21 protein-coding genes are annotated in these 19,910 nt (G+C 65.0%); 9 read left to right on the top strand and 12 right to left on the bottom strand.

Annotated elements, in window-relative coordinates; genetic code table 11:
- Positions 1–9: 9 nt before the first annotated feature.
- From KQ693_RS07175 to KQ693_RS07160, 4 genes are read right to left on the bottom strand one after another with little or no spacing between them, the layout of a single operon-like run.
- Positions 10–807, bottom strand: a complete 798-nt coding sequence (locus tag KQ693_RS07175) for an ABC transporter substrate-binding protein (protein WP_267260748.1) — start codon at positions 805–807, stop codon at positions 10–12.
- Positions 804–2,042: a histidinol dehydrogenase gene (gene hisD / locus KQ693_RS07170; protein ID WP_267260747.1), complete on the bottom strand. Its 1,239-nt coding sequence runs from the start codon at positions 2,040–2,042 to the stop codon at positions 804–806. Before hisD ends, KQ693_RS07175 begins: the two co-directional genes overlap by 4 nt.
- Before the next feature lie 7 nt (positions 2,043–2,049).
- The gene (locus tag KQ693_RS07165) at positions 2,050–2,649 is read right to left on the bottom strand and encodes a hypothetical protein (RefSeq protein ID WP_219759938.1); all 600 of its coding nucleotides are present in this window, start codon (positions 2,647–2,649) and stop codon (positions 2,050–2,052) included.
- Between the two features lie 4 nt (positions 2,650–2,653).
- Complete coding sequence (locus tag KQ693_RS07160) at positions 2,654–3,787, bottom strand: hypothetical protein (protein ID WP_267260746.1); 1,134 nt, start codon at positions 3,785–3,787, stop codon at positions 2,654–2,656.
- 183 nt (positions 3,788–3,970) lie between these two features.
- Between KQ693_RS07160 and KQ693_RS07155 the strand changes: the two genes are divergently transcribed.
- Both KQ693_RS07155 and KQ693_RS07150 read left to right on the top strand, forming a co-directional pair.
- Positions 3,971–4,339 (top strand): hypothetical protein, encoded by a 369-nt coding sequence (locus tag KQ693_RS07155; protein ID WP_014515903.1) that lies wholly within the window; start codon positions 3,971–3,973, stop codon positions 4,337–4,339.
- Positions 4,336–4,953 carry a uracil-DNA glycosylase gene (locus KQ693_RS07150; protein ID WP_267260745.1) on the top strand — a complete coding sequence of 206 codons (618 nt, stop codon included), beginning with the start codon at positions 4,336–4,338 and terminating at the stop codon, positions 4,951–4,953. Before KQ693_RS07155 ends, KQ693_RS07150 begins: the two co-directional genes overlap by 4 nt.
- Before the next feature lie 52 nt (positions 4,954–5,005).
- Here KQ693_RS07150 and bshB1 read toward each other — a convergent pair whose 3' ends face one another.
- Positions 5,006–5,689, bottom strand: coding sequence for a bacillithiol biosynthesis deacetylase BshB1 (gene bshB1 / locus KQ693_RS07145; RefSeq protein WP_267260744.1), 684 nt, complete (start codon positions 5,687–5,689; stop codon positions 5,006–5,008).
- Complete coding sequence (gene plsY / locus KQ693_RS07140) at positions 5,682–6,287, bottom strand: glycerol-3-phosphate 1-O-acyltransferase PlsY (RefSeq protein ID WP_267260743.1); 606 nt, start codon at positions 6,285–6,287, stop codon at positions 5,682–5,684. The genes bshB1 and plsY overlap by 8 nt, the downstream gene beginning before the upstream one ends.
- Before the next feature lie 79 nt (positions 6,288–6,366).
- Here plsY and KQ693_RS07135 point away from each other — a divergent pair, with 79 nt between their 5' ends.
- From KQ693_RS07135 to KQ693_RS07120, 4 genes are read left to right on the top strand one after another with little or no spacing between them, the layout of a single operon-like run.
- Positions 6,367–6,801, top strand: coding sequence for a prepilin-type N-terminal cleavage/methylation domain-containing protein (locus KQ693_RS07135; RefSeq protein WP_267260742.1), 435 nt, complete (start codon positions 6,367–6,369; stop codon positions 6,799–6,801).
- A gap of 35 nt (positions 6,802–6,836) precedes the next feature.
- Positions 6,837–7,283: a type IV pilus modification PilV family protein gene (locus KQ693_RS07130; protein WP_267262359.1), complete on the top strand. Its 447-nt coding sequence runs from the start codon at positions 6,837–6,839 to the stop codon at positions 7,281–7,283.
- Between the two features lie 11 nt (positions 7,284–7,294).
- A complete protein-coding gene (locus tag KQ693_RS07125) occupies positions 7,295–8,215 on the top strand; it encodes a prepilin-type N-terminal cleavage/methylation domain-containing protein (protein ID WP_267260741.1) in 921 nt (306 codons plus the stop codon).
- Positions 8,216–8,233: 18 nt separating this feature from the next.
- Positions 8,234–10,114 carry a DUF4900 domain-containing protein gene (locus tag KQ693_RS07120; RefSeq protein ID WP_267260740.1) on the top strand — a complete coding sequence of 627 codons (1,881 nt, stop codon included), beginning with the start codon at positions 8,234–8,236 and terminating at the stop codon, positions 10,112–10,114.
- Between the two features lie 86 nt (positions 10,115–10,200).
- Here the strand turns inward: KQ693_RS07120 and KQ693_RS07115 are convergent, their stop codons facing one another.
- Entirely contained in the window at positions 10,201–10,974 is a 774-nt protein-coding gene (locus KQ693_RS07115; protein WP_267260739.1) for an ABC transporter permease, read from the bottom strand.
- A 23-nt stretch (positions 10,975–10,997) separates the two neighbouring features.
- Between KQ693_RS07115 and KQ693_RS07110 the strand changes: the two genes are divergently transcribed.
- From KQ693_RS07110 to KQ693_RS07100, 3 genes are read left to right on the top strand one after another with little or no spacing between them, the layout of a single operon-like run.
- Positions 10,998–12,023, top strand: coding sequence for an ABC transporter ATP-binding protein (locus tag KQ693_RS07110; RefSeq protein ID WP_267260738.1), 1,026 nt, complete (start codon positions 10,998–11,000; stop codon positions 12,021–12,023).
- Positions 12,020–12,796 (top strand): ABC transporter permease, encoded by a 777-nt coding sequence (locus KQ693_RS07105; RefSeq protein ID WP_015716749.1) that lies wholly within the window; start codon positions 12,020–12,022, stop codon positions 12,794–12,796. The genes KQ693_RS07110 and KQ693_RS07105 overlap by 4 nt, the downstream gene beginning before the upstream one ends.
- 7 nt (positions 12,797–12,803) lie before the next feature.
- Positions 12,804–13,337, top strand: coding sequence for a Uma2 family endonuclease (locus tag KQ693_RS07100; protein ID WP_267260737.1), 534 nt, complete (start codon positions 12,804–12,806; stop codon positions 13,335–13,337).
- On the opposite strand, the gene cimA is transcribed toward KQ693_RS07100, so the two are convergent.
- The 5 genes from cimA to ilvB all read right to left on the bottom strand — a co-directional run bounded on the left by cimA (position 13,309) and on the right by ilvB (position 19,809).
- Positions 13,309–14,892 (bottom strand): citramalate synthase, encoded by a 1,584-nt coding sequence (gene cimA / locus KQ693_RS07095; RefSeq protein ID WP_267260736.1) that lies wholly within the window; start codon positions 14,890–14,892, stop codon positions 13,309–13,311. The two genes, KQ693_RS07100 and cimA, sit on opposite strands and share 29 nt — an antisense overlap.
- A gap of 95 nt (positions 14,893–14,987) precedes the next feature.
- Positions 14,988–16,544, bottom strand: coding sequence for a 2-isopropylmalate synthase (locus tag KQ693_RS07090; RefSeq protein ID WP_267260735.1), 1,557 nt, complete (start codon positions 16,542–16,544; stop codon positions 14,988–14,990).
- Between the two features lie 57 nt (positions 16,545–16,601).
- Entirely contained in the window at positions 16,602–17,615 is a 1,014-nt protein-coding gene (gene ilvC / locus KQ693_RS07085; protein WP_267260734.1) for a ketol-acid reductoisomerase, read from the bottom strand.
- The gene (ilvN, locus tag KQ693_RS07080; protein ID WP_015716745.1) at positions 17,612–18,124 is read right to left on the bottom strand and encodes an acetolactate synthase small subunit; all 513 of its coding nucleotides are present in this window, start codon (positions 18,122–18,124) and stop codon (positions 17,612–17,614) included. The genes ilvC and ilvN overlap by 4 nt, the downstream gene beginning before the upstream one ends.
- Complete coding sequence (gene ilvB / locus KQ693_RS07075) at positions 18,121–19,809, bottom strand: biosynthetic-type acetolactate synthase large subunit (RefSeq protein ID WP_267260733.1); 1,689 nt, start codon at positions 19,807–19,809, stop codon at positions 18,121–18,123. The genes ilvN and ilvB overlap by 4 nt, the downstream gene beginning before the upstream one ends.
- Between the last annotated feature and the right edge of the window lie 101 nt (positions 19,810–19,910).

Genomic DNA, 19,910 nt, shown 5'->3' with positions numbered 1-19,910 from the left:
CGGGTTTTCTTAACCTTGGCCTAAGGTTTCCGCCACCCGGTCCGCCAGCTTCTCCAGGAAGGCGAAGAACATGGGCCCGTAGTGGGCGAGCTCGTCCCCGTCCGTGGCCACCACGGGGAGGTCCCAGCCCCTTTCCCTGGCCAGGGTCCGGGCCTTCTCCAGGGGATTCCGGCCCCAGGGCTTGGGCTCGTAAAGGAAGAGGTCAGGCTTGCGGCGCTTTACCTCCTCGAGGTCCGGCGGGAAATACGCCTGGGGCACATCCAGGAAGATGGGCCTAAGCCCCAGGTGCAAAAGCGCCTGGGCGATATAGCTCCCCCGGCCCACGGTGATGGGCCCGCCCAGGTCCATCTCAAAGTAGACCTTCACGTCAAACCGCCCCCTGAGGCGGCCATACCGCTCGGCAAGCTGGTGGGCGAGCTCCGAAGCCCTCTCCTCCAGGTCCAGAAGATGCCCCAAGGTGGAGAGGTTTTCCAGGATGCCGTAGGGGCTCAAGGGCAGGGGAAGGGCGTAGACGGGAAAGCCCTCCTCCTTAAGCCGCAGGGCCTGATCCCGCTGCACCCCGGTGGAAAGGAGGACCACATCGGGTTTCAGGCTCCGGAGAAGCTCGGTGCGGGTCTTGGTGTAGGAGGCCAGGACCGGCAAGGAGAGGACCTCCGCCGGGCGGTGGCAGAAGGCGCTTCGGCCCAAAACCCTTTCCCCCACCCCCAGGGCGAAAAGGGCATCGGTCACATTGGGAGCCAGGCTGACGATGCGCTCCAACCGGTCGGGAAGCTCTACGGGGCCCAGGATCTCGTGAAAGAGCTTCATCGCCGCAGGTCCAGGGAACGGGCGTGGGCCTCGAGGCCCTCAGCCCGGGCAAGAAGCGCCCCCTTGTGGGCCAGGTCCTTCACCGCGTTCTCGCTTAGGCCCATCACGGGGATCACCTTCAAGAAGTCCCGCACCGCCAACCCCCCCTGGAAGCGGGCGGTGCCCGAGGTGGGCATCACGTGGCTGGGCCCGGCGATGTAGTCCCCCAGGGCCTCAGGGCTACCCTCCCCCAGGAAGACCCCCCCGGCGTTTTGCACCTTTCCCAGCCAGGGCAGGGGATCCGCCAGGGCCAGGCAAAGGTGCTCGGGGGCGTAGAGGTTGGCCAGCTCCAGGGCCTCCTCGAGGTCCTGGGTGTGCACCAGGCCTCCTCGCTCCAAAGCCCTCTTGGCGATCTCCGCCCGGGGCAGACCCTCCAGCTGGCGGGAAAGCTCCGCCTCCACCCTTTCCAGGAGGGCCCGGTCGGGAGAGAGGAGCCAGGGCTCGGAGTCGGGGCCATGCTCCGCCTGGGCCAAGAGGTCAGCGGCGAGAAGCCTAGGAGAGGCGGAACCGTCGGCGATGATAAGGGTTTCCGTGGGTCCCGCCAGACCATCCAACCCCACGGTGCCGAACACCTGCCGCTTGGCCGCCACCACGTAGGCGTTGCCCGGCCCCACGATCTTGTCCACCCGGGGAACCCGCTGGGTGCCGTAGGCCATGGCGGCGATGGCCTGGGCCCCACCCATGGCGAAAAGCCGGTCCGCCCCTGCCACCCAGGCGGCGGCCAGCACCCCGGGGTGGACCCTCGGGGGACTGGCCACGATCACCTCCGCCACCCCGGCCACCTTGGCAGGCACCACGCTCATGAGGAGGCTGGAAAGAAGGGGGGCGCTCCCCCCGGGGACGTACACCCCCACCCGGGAAAGGGGGCGGACCAGCTGGCCGAGAAGGCCGCTGGCATCCGCCTTCAAAAATCCTCCCTTGGCCTCTTCCCGATAGAAGGCCTCTATGCGCTCCTTGGCCGTCTCCAAGGCGTCCCTGAACTCCTCGTCCAGATCCTCGTAGGCCTGGCGCCAGGCCTTCTTGGGAATCTCCTCCACGGGGTGGCCGTCCAGATCCAGGCTAAAGCGGTCCAAGGCCGCATCCCCTTCCTCCCGTACCGCGGCCAGGATACCCCGCACGATTTCCTCCACCGTGGGGTCAAAGGAAAGGCCCCGACGGGCGAAGCGCTCCCTCACCTCCTCCGCGCGGTAGATCATGCCTCCACTATACCCAGCGGCGGCGCCTCTTCACCTCCTCCACCCCCTCGAGCACCGCCTCGAACACATGGTCCTGCACCTGCTGGGCCATCCTTGCGGGAAGCCCTTCCTCCAGCTCCACCAGGGTAAGCCCCGGGCGAAGGCGGTAATGCCAGCGCATGCGCCCATTCACCTCGAGGTCCGCAAGCCTTTCCACATACACCCGCCCCCCGGGCATGGGGAAGCGGGCCACCCCTCCCGGCTCCAGGGCCAGGCGGGGCAAGGCCAGGAGGAGGGAGAGGGGGTCGTGGTAGGGCGCCACGAAGGGCAGGGCCACGCTCTCCTTGCCCTGGGTGACCAGGACCACCCCTTCCTCCTCCAGCCTCTCCACGGTGAAGACCCGGCTCTCCCGCCCCTCCACCCGCTCGGCGAAGTACAGGGAGAAGCCCTCGGCGTCCGTTTCCGTCTGCCAGCGCTGGCGGGTCTTGGGCAGGGGCAGGTTCACCTCGGCGGTGAGGGTGGCCTTCACGCCCCCTTCCGGCTGAGGGCGAACCTCCAACCTTCCCTCCCCCGCCTCCTCCCCGGCGAAGAAGTAACGGTACACGTAAATGGCGGGGTGCTCGGTCATGGCCTTAGCGTACCTTGATGACCAAGGGCGGCCCCGGCACCTCCAGGAGGTAGTCCACGGGATCGCGGCCCGCCACCCGGATGCGCAAGCGGTATACCCCCTTCTGGTCAAACTCTGCCCGGCCTGGAGCGGTGAGGAGCAGCTGGCCGGGCGCCATCCTGGAACCCTCCGGCGCCTCGAGGAGAAACACCTCCGCCCGCTCCGTGGGAGGATCGGTGCGGAACTCCATCACGTAGCCCCCTCCGGAAGGGGAGGAGGGGCGAAGGAACAAAAGGGCCAGACCCAAAAGCACCACGGCGCCCAGAAGCCCCAAAAGCAAGGTCCGCCTTCTGGGCCGCGGAGGTTCCACCACGGTAAAGGAAGGCTCCTCGGGCTCCTCGATGCGGATGACCCGGGGCCGGCTTGGGGTCTTGCCCTCGGGGGGCGTGGTTTCCTTGGTCGGAGAAACCTCCTGGCCCTCCAGGGGTTCGGAAACAGGGTCCACGCTCAGCACCTTCCGCGAGGCGGAAGGGAGCCTGGGCTCCTCCTCGGGCTTGGAGGAGGCATCCTGGAGGGGCCGATCTTCCTGTCCAGGGGTCTCCAGGGTCAGGGCCTCGGCCTCCTGTGCACCATGGACGGGCTCGGAGAAAAGAACCTCCAGGGATTCCTCCTTGGCCTCGATCCTTTCCAAGGTTTCTCTTAACGGAAACTCGGGATAGCGCTCCCCGGCCAAGGCTCGAGCCAAAGCGGCGAGGGCCTTCTCCGGCTCCCCGGAAAGTTCCTTAAGCCCTGCCCCGGCCAGCCAAACCCGCTTGCCCTTCACCAGGCAAAGCTCGGGGATGGGGGCATGGGACACCCCCTGGGCCTTCAAGGACGCCAGAATACGGGCCATCTCCCTTACCCAATGCTCCAGGCGCTCCAGATCCGCCACCCCCAGGTACTGGCTTAAGGGAACCGCCCCGATGGGCCACTCCAGCACCCAGGCTTCCGGGGTCTCCTCCAAAAGGGGAAGTACCCCCTCCCCCAAAGCCGGTACCCCCTGAGCCCCCTTGAGCACCATCACCGGCATCCCGGTGTGGGTATCCTGGCCTTCGTAAACGACCACGGAAGCAATACGGGCAAGAATGCGCCGCAGCCAATAGTTACCCAAAACCTCCATCCCTACAAGTATAGCCACTTTAACCTACGCTGGCCCTCGAGGTCCCCAAGGAAGCACCAGGAATCCCCCGATAACCCGCCCGGCCCTGGGCCCTGACAAGGGTCGCCCTTTACCTGGCTTTGCCCTTCCTTCCGGCTATATAATCTCCCAAAGGTAGGGCCCTTAGGCCGGAAAGGAGCGGGGATGGAGTTCAAGATCACGCTGACCACGGAGGAGATCGTTCGGGGCTTGAAGCATTACCGCCGCATCGCCAAGCAGGACGTTCTCCGGGCGCCGGAAACACCGAATCCGGAGGTCTTCCGCCGCCATGCGGAAGCCCGGCGCGAGGTCTACGCCAAGCTGGCCGAGGTGGCGGAGGCTGAGGGGCCGGAGGCCGTGGTGCAGTACGCCCTGGAGCTCTACAAATCCCTGCCATTTGTCACCGGCACCCCGGAGGACCAGCACCCCGAGATCAAGGGCCAGGAAAACGCCCTGGAGAACTTCTTCCTCATGATCGGCCTGGACCCCAAGACCCGGCGGGAGGCCCGGAAGGCCCGGAAACCCCTGCAATGACCCTGGAACTGCTACAAGCCCAGGCCAAGGCCTGCACCGCCTGCCGCCTGGCGGAGGGCCGCACCCAGGTGGTCTTCGGGGAAGGGAACCCCGACGCCCAGCTGATGATCGTGGGGGAAGGGCCGGGCGAGGAAGAGGACCGGACGGGGCGCCCCTTCGTGGGGAAAGCGGGGCAGCTTCTCAACCGGATCCTCGAGGCCGCGGGCATCCCCCGGGAGGAGGTCTACATCACCAACATCGTCAAGTGCCGCCCCCCACAAAACCGCGCCCCCCTGCCCGACGAGGCCAAGATCTGCACGGACAAGTGGCTGGTGAAGCAGATTGAGCTTGTCGCCCCCCAGATCATCGTCCCCCTGGGGGCGGTGGCGGCCGAGTTCTTCCTGGGGGAGAAGGTCCCCATCACCAAGGTCCGGGGAAAGTGGCACGAGTGGCACGGCATCCGGGTCTTCCCCATGTTCCACCCCGCCTACCTCCTCAGAAACCCAAGCCGCGCCCCCGGAAGCCCCAAGCACCTCACCTGGCTGGACATCCAAGAGGTGAAGCGGGCCCTGGAAAGCCTCCCGCCCAAAGAAGGCCGCCCGGTGAAGGCGGTGAGCCAGGAGCCTCTTTTCTAAGCACCCCCAAAGCCCTCTCCTGGCCCCATTTCGGGTATCCTGTGTGGTGGTATTAGGCCCGTCCCCAGGGGGTGGCGAGGAGGGGAAGGGGGCTCACGAAGGGCTCGGCGTAGTCCACCCCCAGGTAGTTCCCAAAGTAGCGGCGCATGGCCTTGCGGGCCTCCACCCCCTTGGGCCCCACGGTCTCGCTCGCCGCTTCCCCCGTAAACTGGCTCCGGTAGGCCAGGACCGCGGCCTCCCACTGGTCTATGAAGGCGGAGATCTTCACCAGGAAACTCGGGGCGAAGGGGTGGTTCCCCGGGTAGAAGAAAAGCCTTTCCACCCGGAAGGGCTCCCCCTCCAGGGGCGCCTTCCTCAGGCCCGCCAGGTGGACCGCGGCCACGGCGAGGCGGCTTGCGGCGGTGTGGTCGGGGTGGCGGTCGGCCTCGAGGGGGGCGAGGACGATCCGGGGCCTAAGCCGCCTCAGGGCTCCCGCCAGAAGGAGCCTCTGCTCAGGGATGTCGGCAAGCCCCCCGTCGGGAAGCCCGAGGTTGCCCCTATAGTCCAGCCCCAGGATGCGGCTCGCCTCGGCCACCTCCTTCTCCCGCTCCTCCGGGGTGCCCTTGGTGCCCATCTCCCCCCGGGTGAGGTCCAGAATCCCCGTGGAAAGCCCCTCCGCCTTGGCCCGGGCGAGGGTTCCCCCACAGCCCAGCTCCCCGTCGTCGGGGTGGGGGGCGATGACCAAGAGGTCAAGCATCCCTCACCTCCACCCGCTCCCCCAAACGCCTTTCCGTCCCTTCCTGGAGGCGCTTGAGGTTCTCCCGGTGGGTCCAGAAGATGAGGAGGGCCATGAGGAGGACCGTGGCCACCTCCCACAGGGGCCTTCCCAGGGCCAGGGAGAGGACGAAGGCCGCCACCCCACCGGCCATGCTCCCCGCCGAGACGTAGCGGGTGAGGAGCATCACGCTTACCCCAATGGGAAAGGTCCAAAGGGCCAAGACGGGGTCCAGGAAGAGGAGGGTGCCGAAGCTGGTGGCCACCCCCTTCCCTCCTCTAAAGTGCAGGAAGAGGGAGTAGTTGTGGCCCAAAACCGCCATCAAAGCCACCCCGCCCAGCATCCAGTCGGAAAGCCCGAAGGCCCGGGCGATGAGGACGGCGATCCCGCCCTTGAAGACGTCAAAGAAGGCCACCACCAAAGCGGGCCCCCACCCGAGCGCCCGGAGGACGTTGGTGGCGCCGATGTTCCCCGAGCCCACCTGGCGCAGGTCCACCCCATACGTGCGGGCCACCAGGACCCCAGCGGGCACGGAGCCGAAGAGGTAGGCCAGGAGAAAAACCAGAAGTGCCGCCCACATGCCAGGCCATTCTACCCCCCCATTTGGGGGATGCGGGGAATGCTTGGTTAGGGGTACCCTCCCTATTAGGGAGGCGGGCATGCGCAAGGGGATGACCCTGATAGAGCTTTTGGTTGTGGTCGGGCTCCTCCTCGTTATCTTTGCCATAGCGGTCTTCAACAGTCGGAAGACCTTAAGAGGTCAGGAGCAAGCGGCTTTTCTCCGCTCCTTGCAGGGTTTTTTTTGGCAGGGGGCCACCGAGGCCGCTAGCCGGGGCGCACTTTTGGATGTGGTTTTTACGGGAAACCGACTGGAAATCAGGGATGGAGCCCGGACCTTGCGCATCCTAGAGGTACCGCAAGGAGTATCGCTGGACCTGCCGACAGGTGTAGTCGCACGGCTAACCCCCCCGGGCAAAGTGGTGGACGCAACCGGAAACAACCTCACCCAGCCCCTCCGCTTCAGGGTTAGCTCGGACTCCAGGAGCTACACATACGTGATCTCGCTTATCGGGGAAGTAAAGGTGGAGCCATGAGAACAAGATCCTTCTCAGCCAAAGGCCTTACCCTCGTGGAGGTTTTGGTAGCCCTCGCCATCCTGAGCCTGGTGCTGGTTGCACTCAACACCACGCTGATCACCAGTCTTCGGCAAACCTCCGTCTCCGGAGCCCGTACCCAGGCGGTGCAGATCCTCAACTACGTTGGGCGCAGAATTGTAGGCGGAGAAACAAGCCTACTTCCCCCTAGTTACCTCACCTATGACTACGGCACGTTAAGACAGGTTTTTCCAGACCTACCCAGGGAAGTCCATTTCGCTAACCCAGACCTTTATCGGGTAAGCATTGAAAACCTCGGCACCCCATCATGGGCAAGCAACCTCGGGGTTGCGGTAAACGAGTACCGCATCCAGGTGTGCTGGCGTCAAGCAGGCAAGGAGCACTGCACAGAGGCACTCACCTACGCTTCTTCGCCCCTTTCCGGGACCCCCAGCGCACCGCTTCTTCCCGGAATCAATTAAAGGAGGCTCGCATGCGCAAGGGTCGTGGTTTGACGCTTTTGGAGCTCCTGCTGGCCCTGGCTATCCTGAGCACGGTTTTGGCCTTGGCTTACGGGGGCGTGGTGCAGTTTATGCAGAGCCGATCGGACCTAGACGCTACCGTGAGCGCCCAGGCGAAGCTGAGGCGCATCGTGGAGGTCTTCAGTCAGGACCTTCGGAGCGCCGTTCTTGGCGGCATCGCCTCCACCCCCTACCCGAGCGGCAGGGGAAGCATCTCCTTCGCCCTCATTGAGGGCGGGGCAGGCTACCCGGTACTTCCCCACGACAGCGGGAGCAATAATAGCTTCAAGCAAGCCGCAGAGGCCAAGATCGTAGCCCTGACCCCCAACCTTACTCAACTTGGCATCGCCCGCGGGGACTTCGTCCTCATGGTCAACAACGCTGGTGATGGCGTGATTCTCCCGGTGACCGAGGTCAACCCTGTGGGGGGAGAGCCCAACCGCTGGCACGTGGTCCACGCCGGGTGCGGCAACACCATTGACTACACCCCGAACACCCTGCTTTTCCGGGTGCGCACCCTGGGCTTCCGCTACGATCCCCTAGGCCGACAACTGGTCTACAGGGAGGGGGGAGGTGGCGAGGTGCCCGTGGCTTTTGACCTTGACCGCTTTGAACTCCACTACGTTTACGAAGCGGCCTTCGGCGACACAGTGACAGACCCTTCTGGAGGCAATTACACCACGAGCTACGACTTCTCCAACCCCACCGGCGCTCCTCCTTACCAGGTGACCCAGGGCACCACGGGAAAGGTTTACAGCTTGAGGAGGCTTTCCATCGCCCTGGAAGCGAGCTTCCTCTCCCGCGGCCGGAGGTTCTCCCGCACCTACACGAGCCAGGTGGAGCTGAGCTCAAACGCCCAGTACCAAGCAAGGCGCATCCTGCCATGCCGCTAAGGATCAGGAGGAGGGATCATGAAGAGCAAGGGCATCGCCATCGTTCTCGCCTTGGCTACGCTTGTGGTAATCTCGGGCATCGGAACCCTGATCTTCCTGCGCGCCCTGGGGGAAATCCGCCACAGCGGCCAGGACCAGGCCATCGTCCAGACGCTCATGCTAGCCAGGGGCGCCGCCAACGTGGGGGGGAACTTCCTCAGCACCACGGGAAGGACGAAACTGGACGCCTTGGTGGAACAGACCGCAAGCTCTACCGACGCCTGGGCGTACGGGGGCAACACTCAGGGCCCCACACCAGACCCTGTACTGGTGGCTCAAGCCCTTTCGGGGCTTGCCCAGCAACTCCAAGGGCAGCTGGACCCACTTCTGTGCGGGGTCAACCTGGCTCCCACCAGCTCAACCGCCGTAGTGCGGCTCCGGGTCTACCTCACCCCCCAGGCCTGCGGCACTCCCCTGCCGGGTAACCTCCGCTTGCCCCCGGGCCGCTTCGTGGAGGGAAGCCCTAGAACGGGGGCGGGGACCGCCACCAGCCAAACCTACGCCCTGCCCTTCGTCATGGTGGCGGAGGCTTCCATGGGCCAGTACCGGCGCAACATCGTCCTACAGGGGGAGTACCGCTTCACCGTAGGCCGCTCCAGCTTCGCCCGCTTCGCCCTCTTCACCAACGTTCATACCCTGCCAAATGGCACCGATGTATGGTTCACCGACCGCACCCTCTTTGACGGGCCCGTGCACACCAACCAGCACTTCCGCTTTTACCGCAAGCCTTGGTTCGGGGGAGAGATGACCAGCGCAGGGTGCACCAACCCTGGCACAGCCTCTTGCCAGGGCCAGACCCGGCCGGGGGCCTACTTCTTTGGCCAAGGCTTCGTCCTCGCCGGGAACATGCAGCCCAACGCCAGCCAGCCCTCCTACACCAACCCCTACGGCACCCACGCCCCCGAGTTCACCGCCGGAGTAGACTGGAGCGCAAGCTTCATTCCCCTCCCCCAAAACAATCAGGACCAGGAGGCAGCCGCAAGGGCTAACGGCCTTTATTACCAGAATGACATCCAAAGTCTTCGACTCTCGCGTAGGTGCGTAAACGATACCACGGGGATGGAGGTACCCTGCACCCTTCCCCTACCTATTGGGGTCACCAAATACCAATACATAGAGGTAACCTACTGCAACAATCCCCAGTGCAATAGGACCTCCTCTGAAACCTACCGCTACGGGGAGGATGGCGTCCTTTACCAGAGAGGTTCCGGATCCTCTTGGCAACAAGTTCTAAGGAACGGCAACCCTGTGCGCTTCAACGGCGTCATTTTTACTGGAGGAAGGATCCAGAACCTACAGGGCCCCGACCGAGCCAACGCCACTGACCCCACTTCCGCCCCCCCGGCCTTGGCGGAGTTCGCCCAGATCACTGTGGCGGCCTCGGGCGATGTCAAGATCGGCAACGACCTCAAGTACGAATCCCCCCCCTGCTCCGGCGTGCCCACACGCAGACCCGATGGCACTGTGGCCCCGTCCACCTGCGACAACCTGAGTGTTCGGAACGTCCTTGGGGTCTACAGCCAAAATGGGAACATTTGGATCAGTCGCAATGCTCCCAGGGACCTTCACGTACACGCTACCCTTATGAGCGCCCGGGGAATCGTGGGCGTGGAGAACTACAATAGTATCCCCGAGAAAGGCTCCGTTTACCTCCTTGGGGGAATCATCCAGTACTACTACGGGGCCTTTGGAACCTTCAACGCTCAAACCGGGACCAATCAGACAGGCTACGGCCGCGCTTTTACCTACGATCGCCGCTTCCTCCGGGGTCTTGCCCCGCCCTTCTTTCCCACCACCGGGCAGGACCGGGTGATCAGCGTGAGTGTTTTCAGCTATGGGCAACGGGAGCAAGTCTACTAAGGGAGAAGCCAAATGCATTCTCCGGACCCAACCGACGCTAGGGTTCGCCTAAAAAGGGTTGTTCACCCAGAAGCGACCCAGGGAGTTCAGCTGCTCGCCGAGGTGTAGCTCCTAAGGGCCAGGCGGAAGAAGCCCCGGGCCAAGGCGAGGAGGAGGAAGGCGAGGAAGAGGGCGAAGAAGGAGGCTTCTCCCCTTCCTAAAGCCACCTCCGCGGGGACCGTGGTGAGGAAGGCCACGGGCACCACGAAGGTGAAGAAGACCCGGTAAAGGGCGGGGTAGCTCCCCACGGGAAACCGCCCCGCCTCGAGGAGCCCCCGCAGGACCTCGGTGACGTTGTAGATCTTCACGAACCAAATGCTGGTGGTGGCCAGAAGAAACCAGAGGCTGTAGAGCATGAGGCTTCCCAGGAGGAGGTAAAGGGCGAATAGGGCGTAGTCCAAGGCGCCTAAGCCCAGACGGGCCCCGGCGTAGAGGAGGAGGCCGAGGCCCAGGAGGAAGTCCCCCAGGCCCCAGGGGGAGAAAGCCCGCAAGGAGAGCCAAAACTGGGGGTCTATGGGCTTCAGGAGGACGAAGTCCAGGGTCCCCTGCTGCACGTGCTCCACGATCTTGTTGAGGTTGGGGGCGAGGAGGGTGCTGGCGAGGCCCTGAAGCAGGGTGAAGGCGGAGAGGACCAGAAGGGCCTCCTCCAGCCCCCATCCCCCCGGTCTATACCCTCCCTGGTAGAGGAGGAGAAGGCCGAAGAGGGCCCCGAGGAGGGTGAGGAAGGAGGAAAGGAGGCCCAGGTAGAAGTTCGCCCGGTACTCCATCTCCGCCGCCAAGGAGGTGAGGAGAAAGAGGCGCAAAACCCGAAGGTAGCGCACCCTCCCAGGGTAGACTTGGAGGCATGGCGGGCGCAAGCCCCATCGTGGTGGCGGAAGACCTCACCCGGCACTACCGGGTGGCCCGGAAGGAGGAGACCCTTCTCGGCACCCTGCGCCACTTCCTCTTGCGGCAGTACCAGGTGGTGCGGGCGGTGGAGGGGGTGTCCTTCAGGATCCATTCCGGGGAGGTGGTGGGGTTTTTGGGCCCCAACGGGGCGGGCAAGACCACCACCCTCAAGATGCTCACCGGCCTCGTCCACCCCACGAGGGGCAAGGCCCTGGTGGCGGGGCACGTGCCCTGGAGGAGGGGAAAGGCCTTCCTCAGGAAGATCACCCTGGTCATGGGCAACAAGCAGCAGCTCATCTGGGACCTCCCCGCCATGGACTCCCTCCGCCTAAACGCCGCCATCTACGAGATCCCCGAGCCCGAGTTCAAAAAGCGGGTCCTGGAGCTTGCCGAGATGCTTTCCCTCACGGAAAGGCTCCACCAGCCCGTGCGCAAGCTCTCCTTAGGGGAGAGGATGAAGGCGGAGCTCTTGGCCGCCCTCCTTCACCGCCCCCAAGTGCTCTTCCTGGACGAGCCCACCCTGGGCCTGGACGTGAACGCCCAGGTGGCGGTGCGGGAGTTCATCCGGGAGTACAACCGGCGCTACGGGGCCACGGTCCTCCTCACCAGCCATTACATGGCGGACATCGCCGCCCTGGCGGAACGGGTCTTGGTGATCCACCAGGGAAGGCTTCTCTACGATGGACCCCTGGCAGGGCTTCTGGAACGCTTCGCCCCCTACCGGGAGGTGGGGCTCACCCTGGCCTATCCCCTGCCCAGGGAAGCCTTCCTAGCCTTCGGGGAGGTCAGGGACCTCGAGGGCCTAAAGGCCCGGCTTCTGGTGCCCCGGGAGAGGCTTACGGAAAGGGTGGCGGAGATCCTTAAAAGCCTTCCCGTGGAGGACCTAGAGGTGCGGGAGCCCCCTTTGGAAGAGGTCATCGCCCGGGTGTACAAGATCGCCCCTTCGGGGCTGAGCGAAACCCCCGCCCTGGAGGAGGCATGAGGAAAGCCAAAACCCTCCTCGCCGTCTACCTGGCCTACATGCTGGAGTACCGGGCGGAGCTCTTCCTCTGGGCCCTGGCCGGGGCCTTGCCCCTGATCCTCCTCGGGGTCTGGACCGAGGCAGCCAGGGGCGGGGAGTTTGCCCTGTCCCCGGGGGAGTTTGCCCGTTACTTCCTCATGGTCTTCCTGGTGCGCCAGGCCACGGTGGTCTGGGTGGTGTGGGAGTTTGAGCGGGATGTGGTGGAAGGGCGGCTTTCCTTCCGGCTCTTAAGGCCCCTGGACCCCTTTTTTGACCACCTGGCGGCCCACGTGGCCGAGCGCCTGGCCCGGTTGCCCTTCGTGGTGCTCCTCACCCTCCTCTTCTTCTGGCTCTTCCCCGAGGCCCGCTTTGTGCCTGAACCTGGCCCCTTCCTCCTGGGGCTCCTTTTCACCCTTTTGGCCTTTTTGCTCCGCTACCTGATGCAGTACACCACCGCCATGCTCACCTTCTTCACGGAGCGGGCGGTTTCGGTGGAAGAGGTCTTCTTCCTCCTCTACCTCTTCCTCTCCGGCACCATCGCCCCCCTCGAGGTCTTCCCCGAGCCCCTAAGGACCCTAGCCCTCCTCACCCCCTTCCCCTACCTGGTCTACCTGCCCGCAGCCCTCCTGGCCGGGCAAAAGGTGGATCTGTTCCCGGGGGTTTGGGTGATGCTCTTCTGGGGCGTGGCCTTTCTTCTCCTCTGGCGGCTCTTGTGGCGCATGGGGCTAAGGCACTACTCGGGCCAAGGGGCATAATGGAGGCATGGCCACCCGCTACCGCTTCCGCGTGGAGGAATTTGAGCGGGCCTTCCGGGATGTCCCCCGGGTGGAGCTCCTAAGGGGAGAGGTCTACCAGATGAGCCCGATTGGACCCAAACATGCCTTTATGGTTGCTAGGCTGGACGATCTCTTGCACGAGGCCTTGCGGGGTAAGGCGGTGGTAATGGTACAGAACCCCTTGCGCCTTCCCCCGGACTCGGAGCCCGAGCCGGATCTCCTGGTCCTCAAGCCCCCGTTGGACCGGTACCAGGACCGGCATCCCGAACCTTCCGATGTCCTCCTCCTCGTAGAGGTGGCGGACACTTCCTTAGAGTTTGACCGGGAGATGAAGCTTCCCCTCTATGCGGAAGCGGGAATCCCCGAGGTATGGCTTGTGAACCTAAAGGAGAACCTCCTCGAGGTCTACCGGGAGCCCCGTGAGGGACGCTACCGGTCCATCCGCCTCCTCTCCCCTTCCGAGCCCGTAAGCCCCTTGGCCTTCCCCGAGATCAGCCTGCCTTGGGCACCGTCTCCTTGAGGCTCGGGTGAAGGAGGGCGTAGGCGTAGCCGTCGGTGAGGGCCTTCAAGGAGGCCTCGAGGATGTTCTCGCTGGCCCCCACGGTGGCGAAGCGCTCCTCCCCCCGCTTCATCTCGATCATCACCCGCACCCCGGAGTTGGTCCCCGACTCCTGGCCGGAGAGGATGCGCACCTTGTAGTCGGTAAGCTCCACATCGGAAAGCTCCGGGTAAAACTGCAACACCGCCTTGCGGAAAGCCCTGTCCAGGGCGGAAACCGGCCCCGAGGGGCTTTCCGCTGCGGTGTGCTGCAGGCTCTCCCCCACCTTGACCCGCACCGCGGCCTCGGCCCAGGCGGTGTCCAGGCCGCTCCCGTGGACGAAGACGGAAAATCCCTCCACGCTGAAGGGCAGGCTTCCCCCCTTCAGGCGGTGGGCCAGGAGGTAGAAGCTGGCCTCCGCCCCCTCGAAGGCGTAACCCTCGTACTCCAGGGCCTTGACCTCGTCCAGTAGGCGCTTGGCCTCCTCCTTGGAAAGATCCACCCCCAGCTCCTGCAGCTTGGCCAGGAGGTTGGAGCGCCCCGAGACATCGGACACCAGGAAGCGGCGGCTATTCCCCACCCACTCCGGAGGAATGTGCTCGTAGGTGCGGGGGTTCTTCAAGACGGCGGAGACGTGCACCCCCGCCTTGTGGGCAAAAGCCGACTCCCCCACGTAGGGAGCCCGGCGGTTGGGGGTCTGGTTGGCCCTCTCGTCCACGAAGTGGGAAAGCTCCTTAAGCCCCTTAAGCCTTTCCGGAGGAATGGCGGGGATGCCGTACTTGAAGACCAAGGTGGGGAGGAAGCTGGTCAGGTTCAGGTTGCCGCAGCGCTCCCCGTAGCCGTTGATGGTGCCCTGGGCGTGGGTGGCCCCTGCCCGCACCGCCGCCAGGGCGTTGGCCACCGCCAGCTCGGCGTCGTTGTGGGGGTGGATGCCGATCCGCAGGTGGGGAAAGCGCTCCACCACCGCCTTGGTGATGGCGTAGACCTCCTCGGGCAGGGTGCCCCCGTTGGTGTCGCAAAGGACCAGGGTGTCCGCTCCCCCTTCGGCCGCCGCCCCCAGGGTGGCCAGGGCGTAGCCGGGGTCCTCCTTGTACCCGTCAAAGAAGTGCTCAGCGTCGTAGACCACCCGCTTCCCCCGCCGGGCGAAGAAGGCCACGGTGTCCTGGATCATGCGGAGGTTTTCCTCCAAGGTGGTTTCCAGGGCCTCGAGGACATGCAGGGTCCAGCTCTTGCCGAAGAGGACCACCACCGGGGTTTCCGCCTCCAGCAGGGCCAGAACCGAGGGATCCTCCTCCGGCAAAAGCCCCTTCCTGCGGGTGGCCCCGAAGGCGGAAAGCTTGGCCTCCCCCAGGTCCACCCCCTTCATGCGCTGGAAAAACTCGGCGTCCTTGGGGTTGGACCCCGGCCAACCCCCCTCGATGAGGTGTACTCCAAAGGCCGCCAGGCGTTTGGCGATGGCCACCTTGTCGTCCACGGAAAGGCTGATGCCTTCCCCCTGTGTCCCGTCCCTGAGGGTGGTGTCTAGGATCTCCACCATCTCTTCATCCCCTTGGGCAGCCTTATGCCCTTCCTCGCTAAGCCGAACTCCCCTTCCTGGAACCCCCACCCTGGCTGCGCCAGGGTGGGGTGGGACTAGACTCCCCGCTGGACCTCCTCGATGGAGGGTGGATGGCGGGTGGCACGGCCGCTCGCCAGCTTGCCGGCGGCGTCCAGGAAGGCCAGGGCCGAGGCCTCAATGATGTCGGGGGATACCCCCACCCCCACCGCCTGGAGCTCCCCCAGGCGGAGCCTCACCGTCACCTGGCCCAGGGCCTCGGTGGAACCCGTGATGGCCTCCACCCGGTAGAGCTCCAGCTCGGGCCTGAGGCCAATGGCCTCCTGGATGGCCTTGTACACGGCATCCACCGGCCCATCCCCGGTGTGCGTGGCCACCCTTTCCCCATCCGGGGTCCTCACCTTCACCGTGGCCGTGGGCAGAAGTCCCGAGCCCGAGAAGAACTGCACGTGCTCCAGGGCGAAGAACTGGGAAGCGGGCTCCCGTTCGCTTTCCACCAGGGCCTGAAGTTCCTCGGCGGACAAAGGTCCCTTCTTCTCAGCGATCTCCTTGAAGCGGGAGAAGAGCACCTTAAGCTGCTCTTCCGTGAGGTCCTTATAGCCCAGGTCCTCGAGGGCCTTCTTGAAGGCCGCCCGCCCGGAGTGCTTGCCCAGCACGATCACGGCGGGGCGCCTGCCGATGAGCTCGGCGTCCATGATCTCGTAGGTGGAGCGGTGCTTCAGGACGCCATCCTGGTGGATCCCCGACTCGTGGGCGAAGGCGTTGTCCCCCACGATGGCCTTGTTGGGGGGCACGGGCATGCCGGTGTAGCGCTCCACCAGGCGGGAAACCCGGTAGATCTCCCGGGTGTTGATCTGGGTTTTGGCCTTGTACCAGTCCCGGCGCACGTAAAGGGCCATGACCACCTCCTCCAACGAGGTGTTGCCCGCCCGCTCCCCGATGCCATTGATGGTGCACTCCACCTGCCCCGCCCCGTTCTCGATGCCCGCCAGGGCGTTGGCGGTGGCCAGGCCCAGGTCGTCGTGGGTGTGGGTGGAGATGATCACATCCCTACCCCGCACCACCTCATCCCGGATGCGCCGGATCAAGGCCCCATACTCCCCGGGGGTGCCGTAGCCCGTGGTATCGGGGATGTTGATGGTGGTGGCCCCGGCCTCGATGGCCACCTCGTAGAGGCGCTTCACGAAGTCCCAGTCCGCCCGCATCACGTCCTGGGCGGAAAACTCCACGTCGTCCACGTACCTCCTGGCGTAGCGGACCATCCGGTCCGCCATCTCCAAGACCTCCTCCTCGGTTTTCTTCAGCATGTACTCGAGGTGGATCTTGGAAGCCGAGGTGAAGACGTGGATGCGGGGTTTTTTCGCCTTCTCCAGGGCCTTGGCCGCCTGGTCGATGTCCAGGGTGTGGGTGCGGGCCAAGGCGGCGATGATGGGGCCCCTTACCTCCTCAGCGATCCGCCTTACCGCCTCAAACTCCAAGGGCCCGGATACGGGGAAGCCCGCCTCGATGATGTCCACGTTGAGCCGGGCCAAGGCGTGGGCGATCTCCAGCTTCTGGTCCAGGGAAAGGGCCACCCCTGGGCTCTGCTCCCCATCCCTAAGCGTGGTGTCAAAGATACGGATGTGCCTTTCCATCTTCTCCCTCCCTAAAACGCACTAGGCCCCCCAGATTGGGGGGCCTTTGGTACCCACCTAACCTACCTCCTCCAATACCCTTGCCCGCAGGAAGGGCATCATGGCCCGAAGCCTCGCCCCCACCTCCTCGATGGGGTGCTCCTTCCAGCGCTTGCGGTTCGCCTCCAAGACCGGCTGGCCCACCTGGTTTTCCAGCATCCACTCCCGGGCAAACTCCCCGGACTGGATCTGCCGGAGGATCTCCCGCATGCGCTTCTTGGTTTCCTCCACCGGCACCGAGACCTCGCCCCGGGTGTAATCCCCGTACTCGGCGGTGTTGGAGATGGAGTAGCGCATCCCGGCGAAGCCCGCCTCGTAGATGAGGTCCACAATGAGCTTCACCTCGTGCACGGTTTCAAAGTAGGCCATCTCCGGAGGGTAGCCCGCCTCCACCAGGGTTTCAAACCCCGCCTGGATGAGCCGGGTAAGCCCCCCGCAAAGCACCGCCTGCTCCCCGAAGAGGTCGGTTTCCGTCTCGTCCTTGAAGGTGGTGGGGATGACCCCAGCCCGGGCCGCCCCTATGGCCTTGGCGTAGGCCAAGGCGGTGGGGAAGGCCGAACCCGAGGCATCCTGGTGCACGGCCACCAGAGCCGGCACCCCGCTTCCCTTCACGTACTCGCTCCGCACCAGGTGGCCAGGGCCCTTGGGGGCCACCATCCAGACGTCCAGGTCCCTCCTGGGCTTGATCTGACCGAAGTGGATGTTGAAGCCGTGGGCGAAGGCCAGGGCCGCCCCCTCCTTAAGGTTGGGCTCGATCTCCTCCCGGTAAACGCGGCCCTGGGTCTCATCGGGAAGGAGGACCATCACGATGTCCGTCTCCCGTACCGCCTCGGCCACGGAAAGAACCCTGAGGCCCATAGCCTCCGCCTTGGCGGCGCTTTTCGACCCCGGCCTAAGGCCCACCCGCACATCCACCCCCGAGTCCTTGAGGTTCAGAGCGTGGGCGTGCCCCTGGGAGCCGAAGCCCAGCACCGCCACCTTCTTGCCTTGGATGAAGCCTAGGTCCGCGTCGTGCTCGTAGTAGATCTTCATACCGCCTCCCGTTTTTCCCTGACCTTAAGGGTACGCTCCCCTCGGCTCATGGCCACCGCTCCGGTGCGCATGACCTCGAGGATCCCGTAAGGTCTCAGGGCCTCGATGAAGGAGTCTATCTTCTTGGAGTCCCCGGTGAGCTCCAGGATCAGGCTCTTCTGGGCCACATCCACCACCCGGGCCCGGAAGGCCTCCTGGATGTCCTTCACCGCCAATCTCTCCTCCACTCCGGCCACGTGGACCTTGACCAGGGCCAGCTCCCGCTCCACATGGGGCTCGGAGTGGTCCGTTACCTTCAAAACCTCGATCAGGCGGTTCAGCTGCTTTTCCACCTGCTCCAGGGTGTGGTCGTCCCCCGAAACCACCAGGCTGATGCGGGAAAGCCCCGGCACATGGGTGGTCCCCACCGCCAGGCTCTCCAGGTTGAAGCCCCGGCGGGCGAAAAGGCCCGTGATGCGGTTCAAGACCCGGGGGTGGTCCTGCACCAACACGGAGATTACATGCCTCACGCCTCCACCTCCTCCCGTTCCGCCGGGTGCTCGATAATCATGTCCTCCGCCGCACCCCCGGCGGGAATCATGGGGAAGACCCCTTCCTCGTGGTAGACCTTAAACTCGGCCACCACGGGCCCATCGGTGGAAAGCACGGCCTCCACCCCTTTCATCAGATCCTCCTTGCGCTCCACCCTGACCCCCTTGATGCCGTAGGCCTCCGCCAGGCGGGCGAAGTCGGGGTTGGAGTCCGCCAGGTACACCTCGGAGTAGCGCTTGGCGTGGAAGAGGTCCTGCCACTGCCGCACCATGCCCAAGTAGCCGTTGTTGAGGATCACCACCTTCACGTCCAGCTTGTACTTGACCACGGTGGCCAGCTCCTGGAGGGTCATCTGGAAGGAGCCATCCCCGTCGAAATCGATGACCAGTTCCTCCGGCCGGGCCACCTTGGCCCCGATGGCGAAGGGAAGGCCCACCCCCATGGTGCCCAGGCCCCCGGAGGTGATGAAGCTCCTCGGCCGGGTCACCGGGAAGAACTGGGCGGCGAACATCTGGTGCTGCCCCACCCCGGTGGTGACGATGGCGTGCCCCCCCGTGGCCTCGGCGAAGGCCTTGATGACCTCCTGGCTCTGCAGGTGGGGCCTGGGCCTCCAGCGCAACGGGTAGCGGGTGCGCCACTCCTCCAGTTGCCGCCACCAGGAGGCCAGCTTCAGGGGCTTAGCCCCTTTCAGCATCTCCCGAAGCACGGAGCGGGCATCCCCCACGATGGGAATGTGGGTGCGCACCAGCTTCCCGATCTCCGCCGGGTCGATGTCCACGTGGATGATGGTGTGAGCATGGGGGGCAAAGCGGGAAACCTTCCCCGTGACCCGGTCGTCAAAGCGGAGGCCGATGGCCAGGATGAGGTCCGCATGGTGGATGGCCCGGTTGGCGGCCACGGTGCCGTGCATTCCCGGCATCCCCAGCCAAAGGGGATGGTTCCCGGGGAAGGCCCCCAGGCCCATGAGGGTGGTGATCACGGGGATTCCCGTCCGCTCGGCAAAGGCCAGAAGCTCCCCGTGGGCGTGCTGGGCCCCACCCCCCACCATCAGGATCGGCCTCTCCGCCTTCTCCAGGGCATCCAGAGCCCGTTCGATCTGCTTGGGGTGGCCCTTGGTGGTGGGCTTGTACCCGGGAAGCTCCAGCTCCACGTCAAAGGTACCGGTGAATTCCGCCAGCTGCACATCCTTGGGCAGATCGATCAGCACCGGCCCCGGCCTCCCGCTGGAGGCGATGTGGAAGGCCTCCCTCACCACCCGGGGGATGTCGTTCACCTCCTGCACCAGGTAGTTGTGCTTGGTGATGGGCATGGTCACCCCGGTGACGTCCGCCTCCTGGAAGGCGTCGGTTCCGATGAGGGCCCGGGGGACGTTCCCGGTGATGGCCACCACCGGGGTGGAGTCCATGTAGGCATCCGCCAGGCCGGTCACCAGGTTCAAGGCCCCTGGACCGCTGGTGGCCATCACCACCCCCACCTTGCCCGAAGCCCGGGCGTAGGCGGTGGCGGCGTGGACTCCCCCTTGCTCGTGCCGCACCAGGATGTGGCGGATAGGGCTGTCATATAAGGCATCGTAGGTGGGCATGATGGCCCCACCCGGGTGGCCGAAGATGACCTCCACCCCTTCCCGCTCCAGCGCTTTCAAAAGTGCCTCCGCTCCCTTCATCTCCCCCTCCTAAACCAAAACCCCCCGGGTTCTCCGGGGGGTTTTGGATGCGCCCTAAAACGCTACACCCTACCCCCCGCTGGCCCTACGATTAGGACCAG

The organism is Thermus brevis, from assembly GCF_026427635.1.
GTDB lineage: Bacteria > Deinococcota > Deinococci > Deinococcales > Thermaceae > Thermus > Thermus antranikianii.
This window is presented reverse-complemented; position numbering and strand designations above follow the sequence as displayed.

Bases quoted from the DNA above. Each gene is read 5' to 3' on its own strand.
- KQ693_RS07175 (WP_267260748.1), bottom strand. From the start codon at position 807: ATGAAGCTCTTTCACGAGATCCTGGGCCCCGTAGAGCTTCCCGACCGG.
- hisD (WP_267260747.1), bottom strand. From the start codon at position 2,042: ATGATCTACCGCGCGGAGGAGGTGAGGGAGCGCTTCGCCCGTCGGGGC.
- KQ693_RS07165 (WP_219759938.1), bottom strand. From the start codon at position 2,649: ATGACCGAGCACCCCGCCATTTACGTGTACCGTTACTTCTTCGCCGGG.
- KQ693_RS07160 (WP_267260746.1), bottom strand. From the start codon at position 3,787: ATGGAGGTTTTGGGTAACTATTGGCTGCGGCGCATTCTTGCCCGTATT.
- KQ693_RS07155 (WP_014515903.1), top strand. From the start codon at position 3,971: ATGGAGTTCAAGATCACGCTGACCACGGAGGAGATCGTTCGGGGCTTG.
- KQ693_RS07150 (WP_267260745.1), top strand. From the start codon at position 4,336: ATGACCCTGGAACTGCTACAAGCCCAGGCCAAGGCCTGCACCGCCTGC.
- bshB1 (WP_267260744.1), bottom strand. From the start codon at position 5,689: ATGCTTGACCTCTTGGTCATCGCCCCCCACCCCGACGACGGGGAGCTG.
- plsY (WP_267260743.1), bottom strand. From the start codon at position 6,287: ATGTGGGCGGCACTTCTGGTTTTTCTCCTGGCCTACCTCTTCGGCTCC.
- KQ693_RS07135 (WP_267260742.1), top strand. From the start codon at position 6,367: ATGCGCAAGGGGATGACCCTGATAGAGCTTTTGGTTGTGGTCGGGCTC.
- KQ693_RS07125 (WP_267260741.1), top strand. From the start codon at position 7,295: ATGCGCAAGGGTCGTGGTTTGACGCTTTTGGAGCTCCTGCTGGCCCTG.
- KQ693_RS07120 (WP_267260740.1), top strand. From the start codon at position 8,234: ATGAAGAGCAAGGGCATCGCCATCGTTCTCGCCTTGGCTACGCTTGTG.
- KQ693_RS07110 (WP_267260738.1), top strand. From the start codon at position 10,998: ATGGCGGGCGCAAGCCCCATCGTGGTGGCGGAAGACCTCACCCGGCAC.
- KQ693_RS07105 (WP_015716749.1), top strand. From the start codon at position 12,020: ATGAGGAAAGCCAAAACCCTCCTCGCCGTCTACCTGGCCTACATGCTG.
- KQ693_RS07100 (WP_267260737.1), top strand. From the start codon at position 12,804: ATGGCCACCCGCTACCGCTTCCGCGTGGAGGAATTTGAGCGGGCCTTC.
- cimA (WP_267260736.1), bottom strand. From the start codon at position 14,892: ATGGTGGAGATCCTAGACACCACCCTCAGGGACGGGACACAGGGGGAA.
- KQ693_RS07090 (WP_267260735.1), bottom strand. From the start codon at position 16,544: ATGGAAAGGCACATCCGTATCTTTGACACCACGCTTAGGGATGGGGAG.
- ilvC (WP_267260734.1), bottom strand. From the start codon at position 17,615: ATGAAGATCTACTACGAGCACGACGCGGACCTAGGCTTCATCCAAGGC.
- ilvB (WP_267260733.1), bottom strand. From the start codon at position 19,809: ATGAAGGGAGCGGAGGCACTTTTGAAAGCGCTGGAGCGGGAAGGGGTG.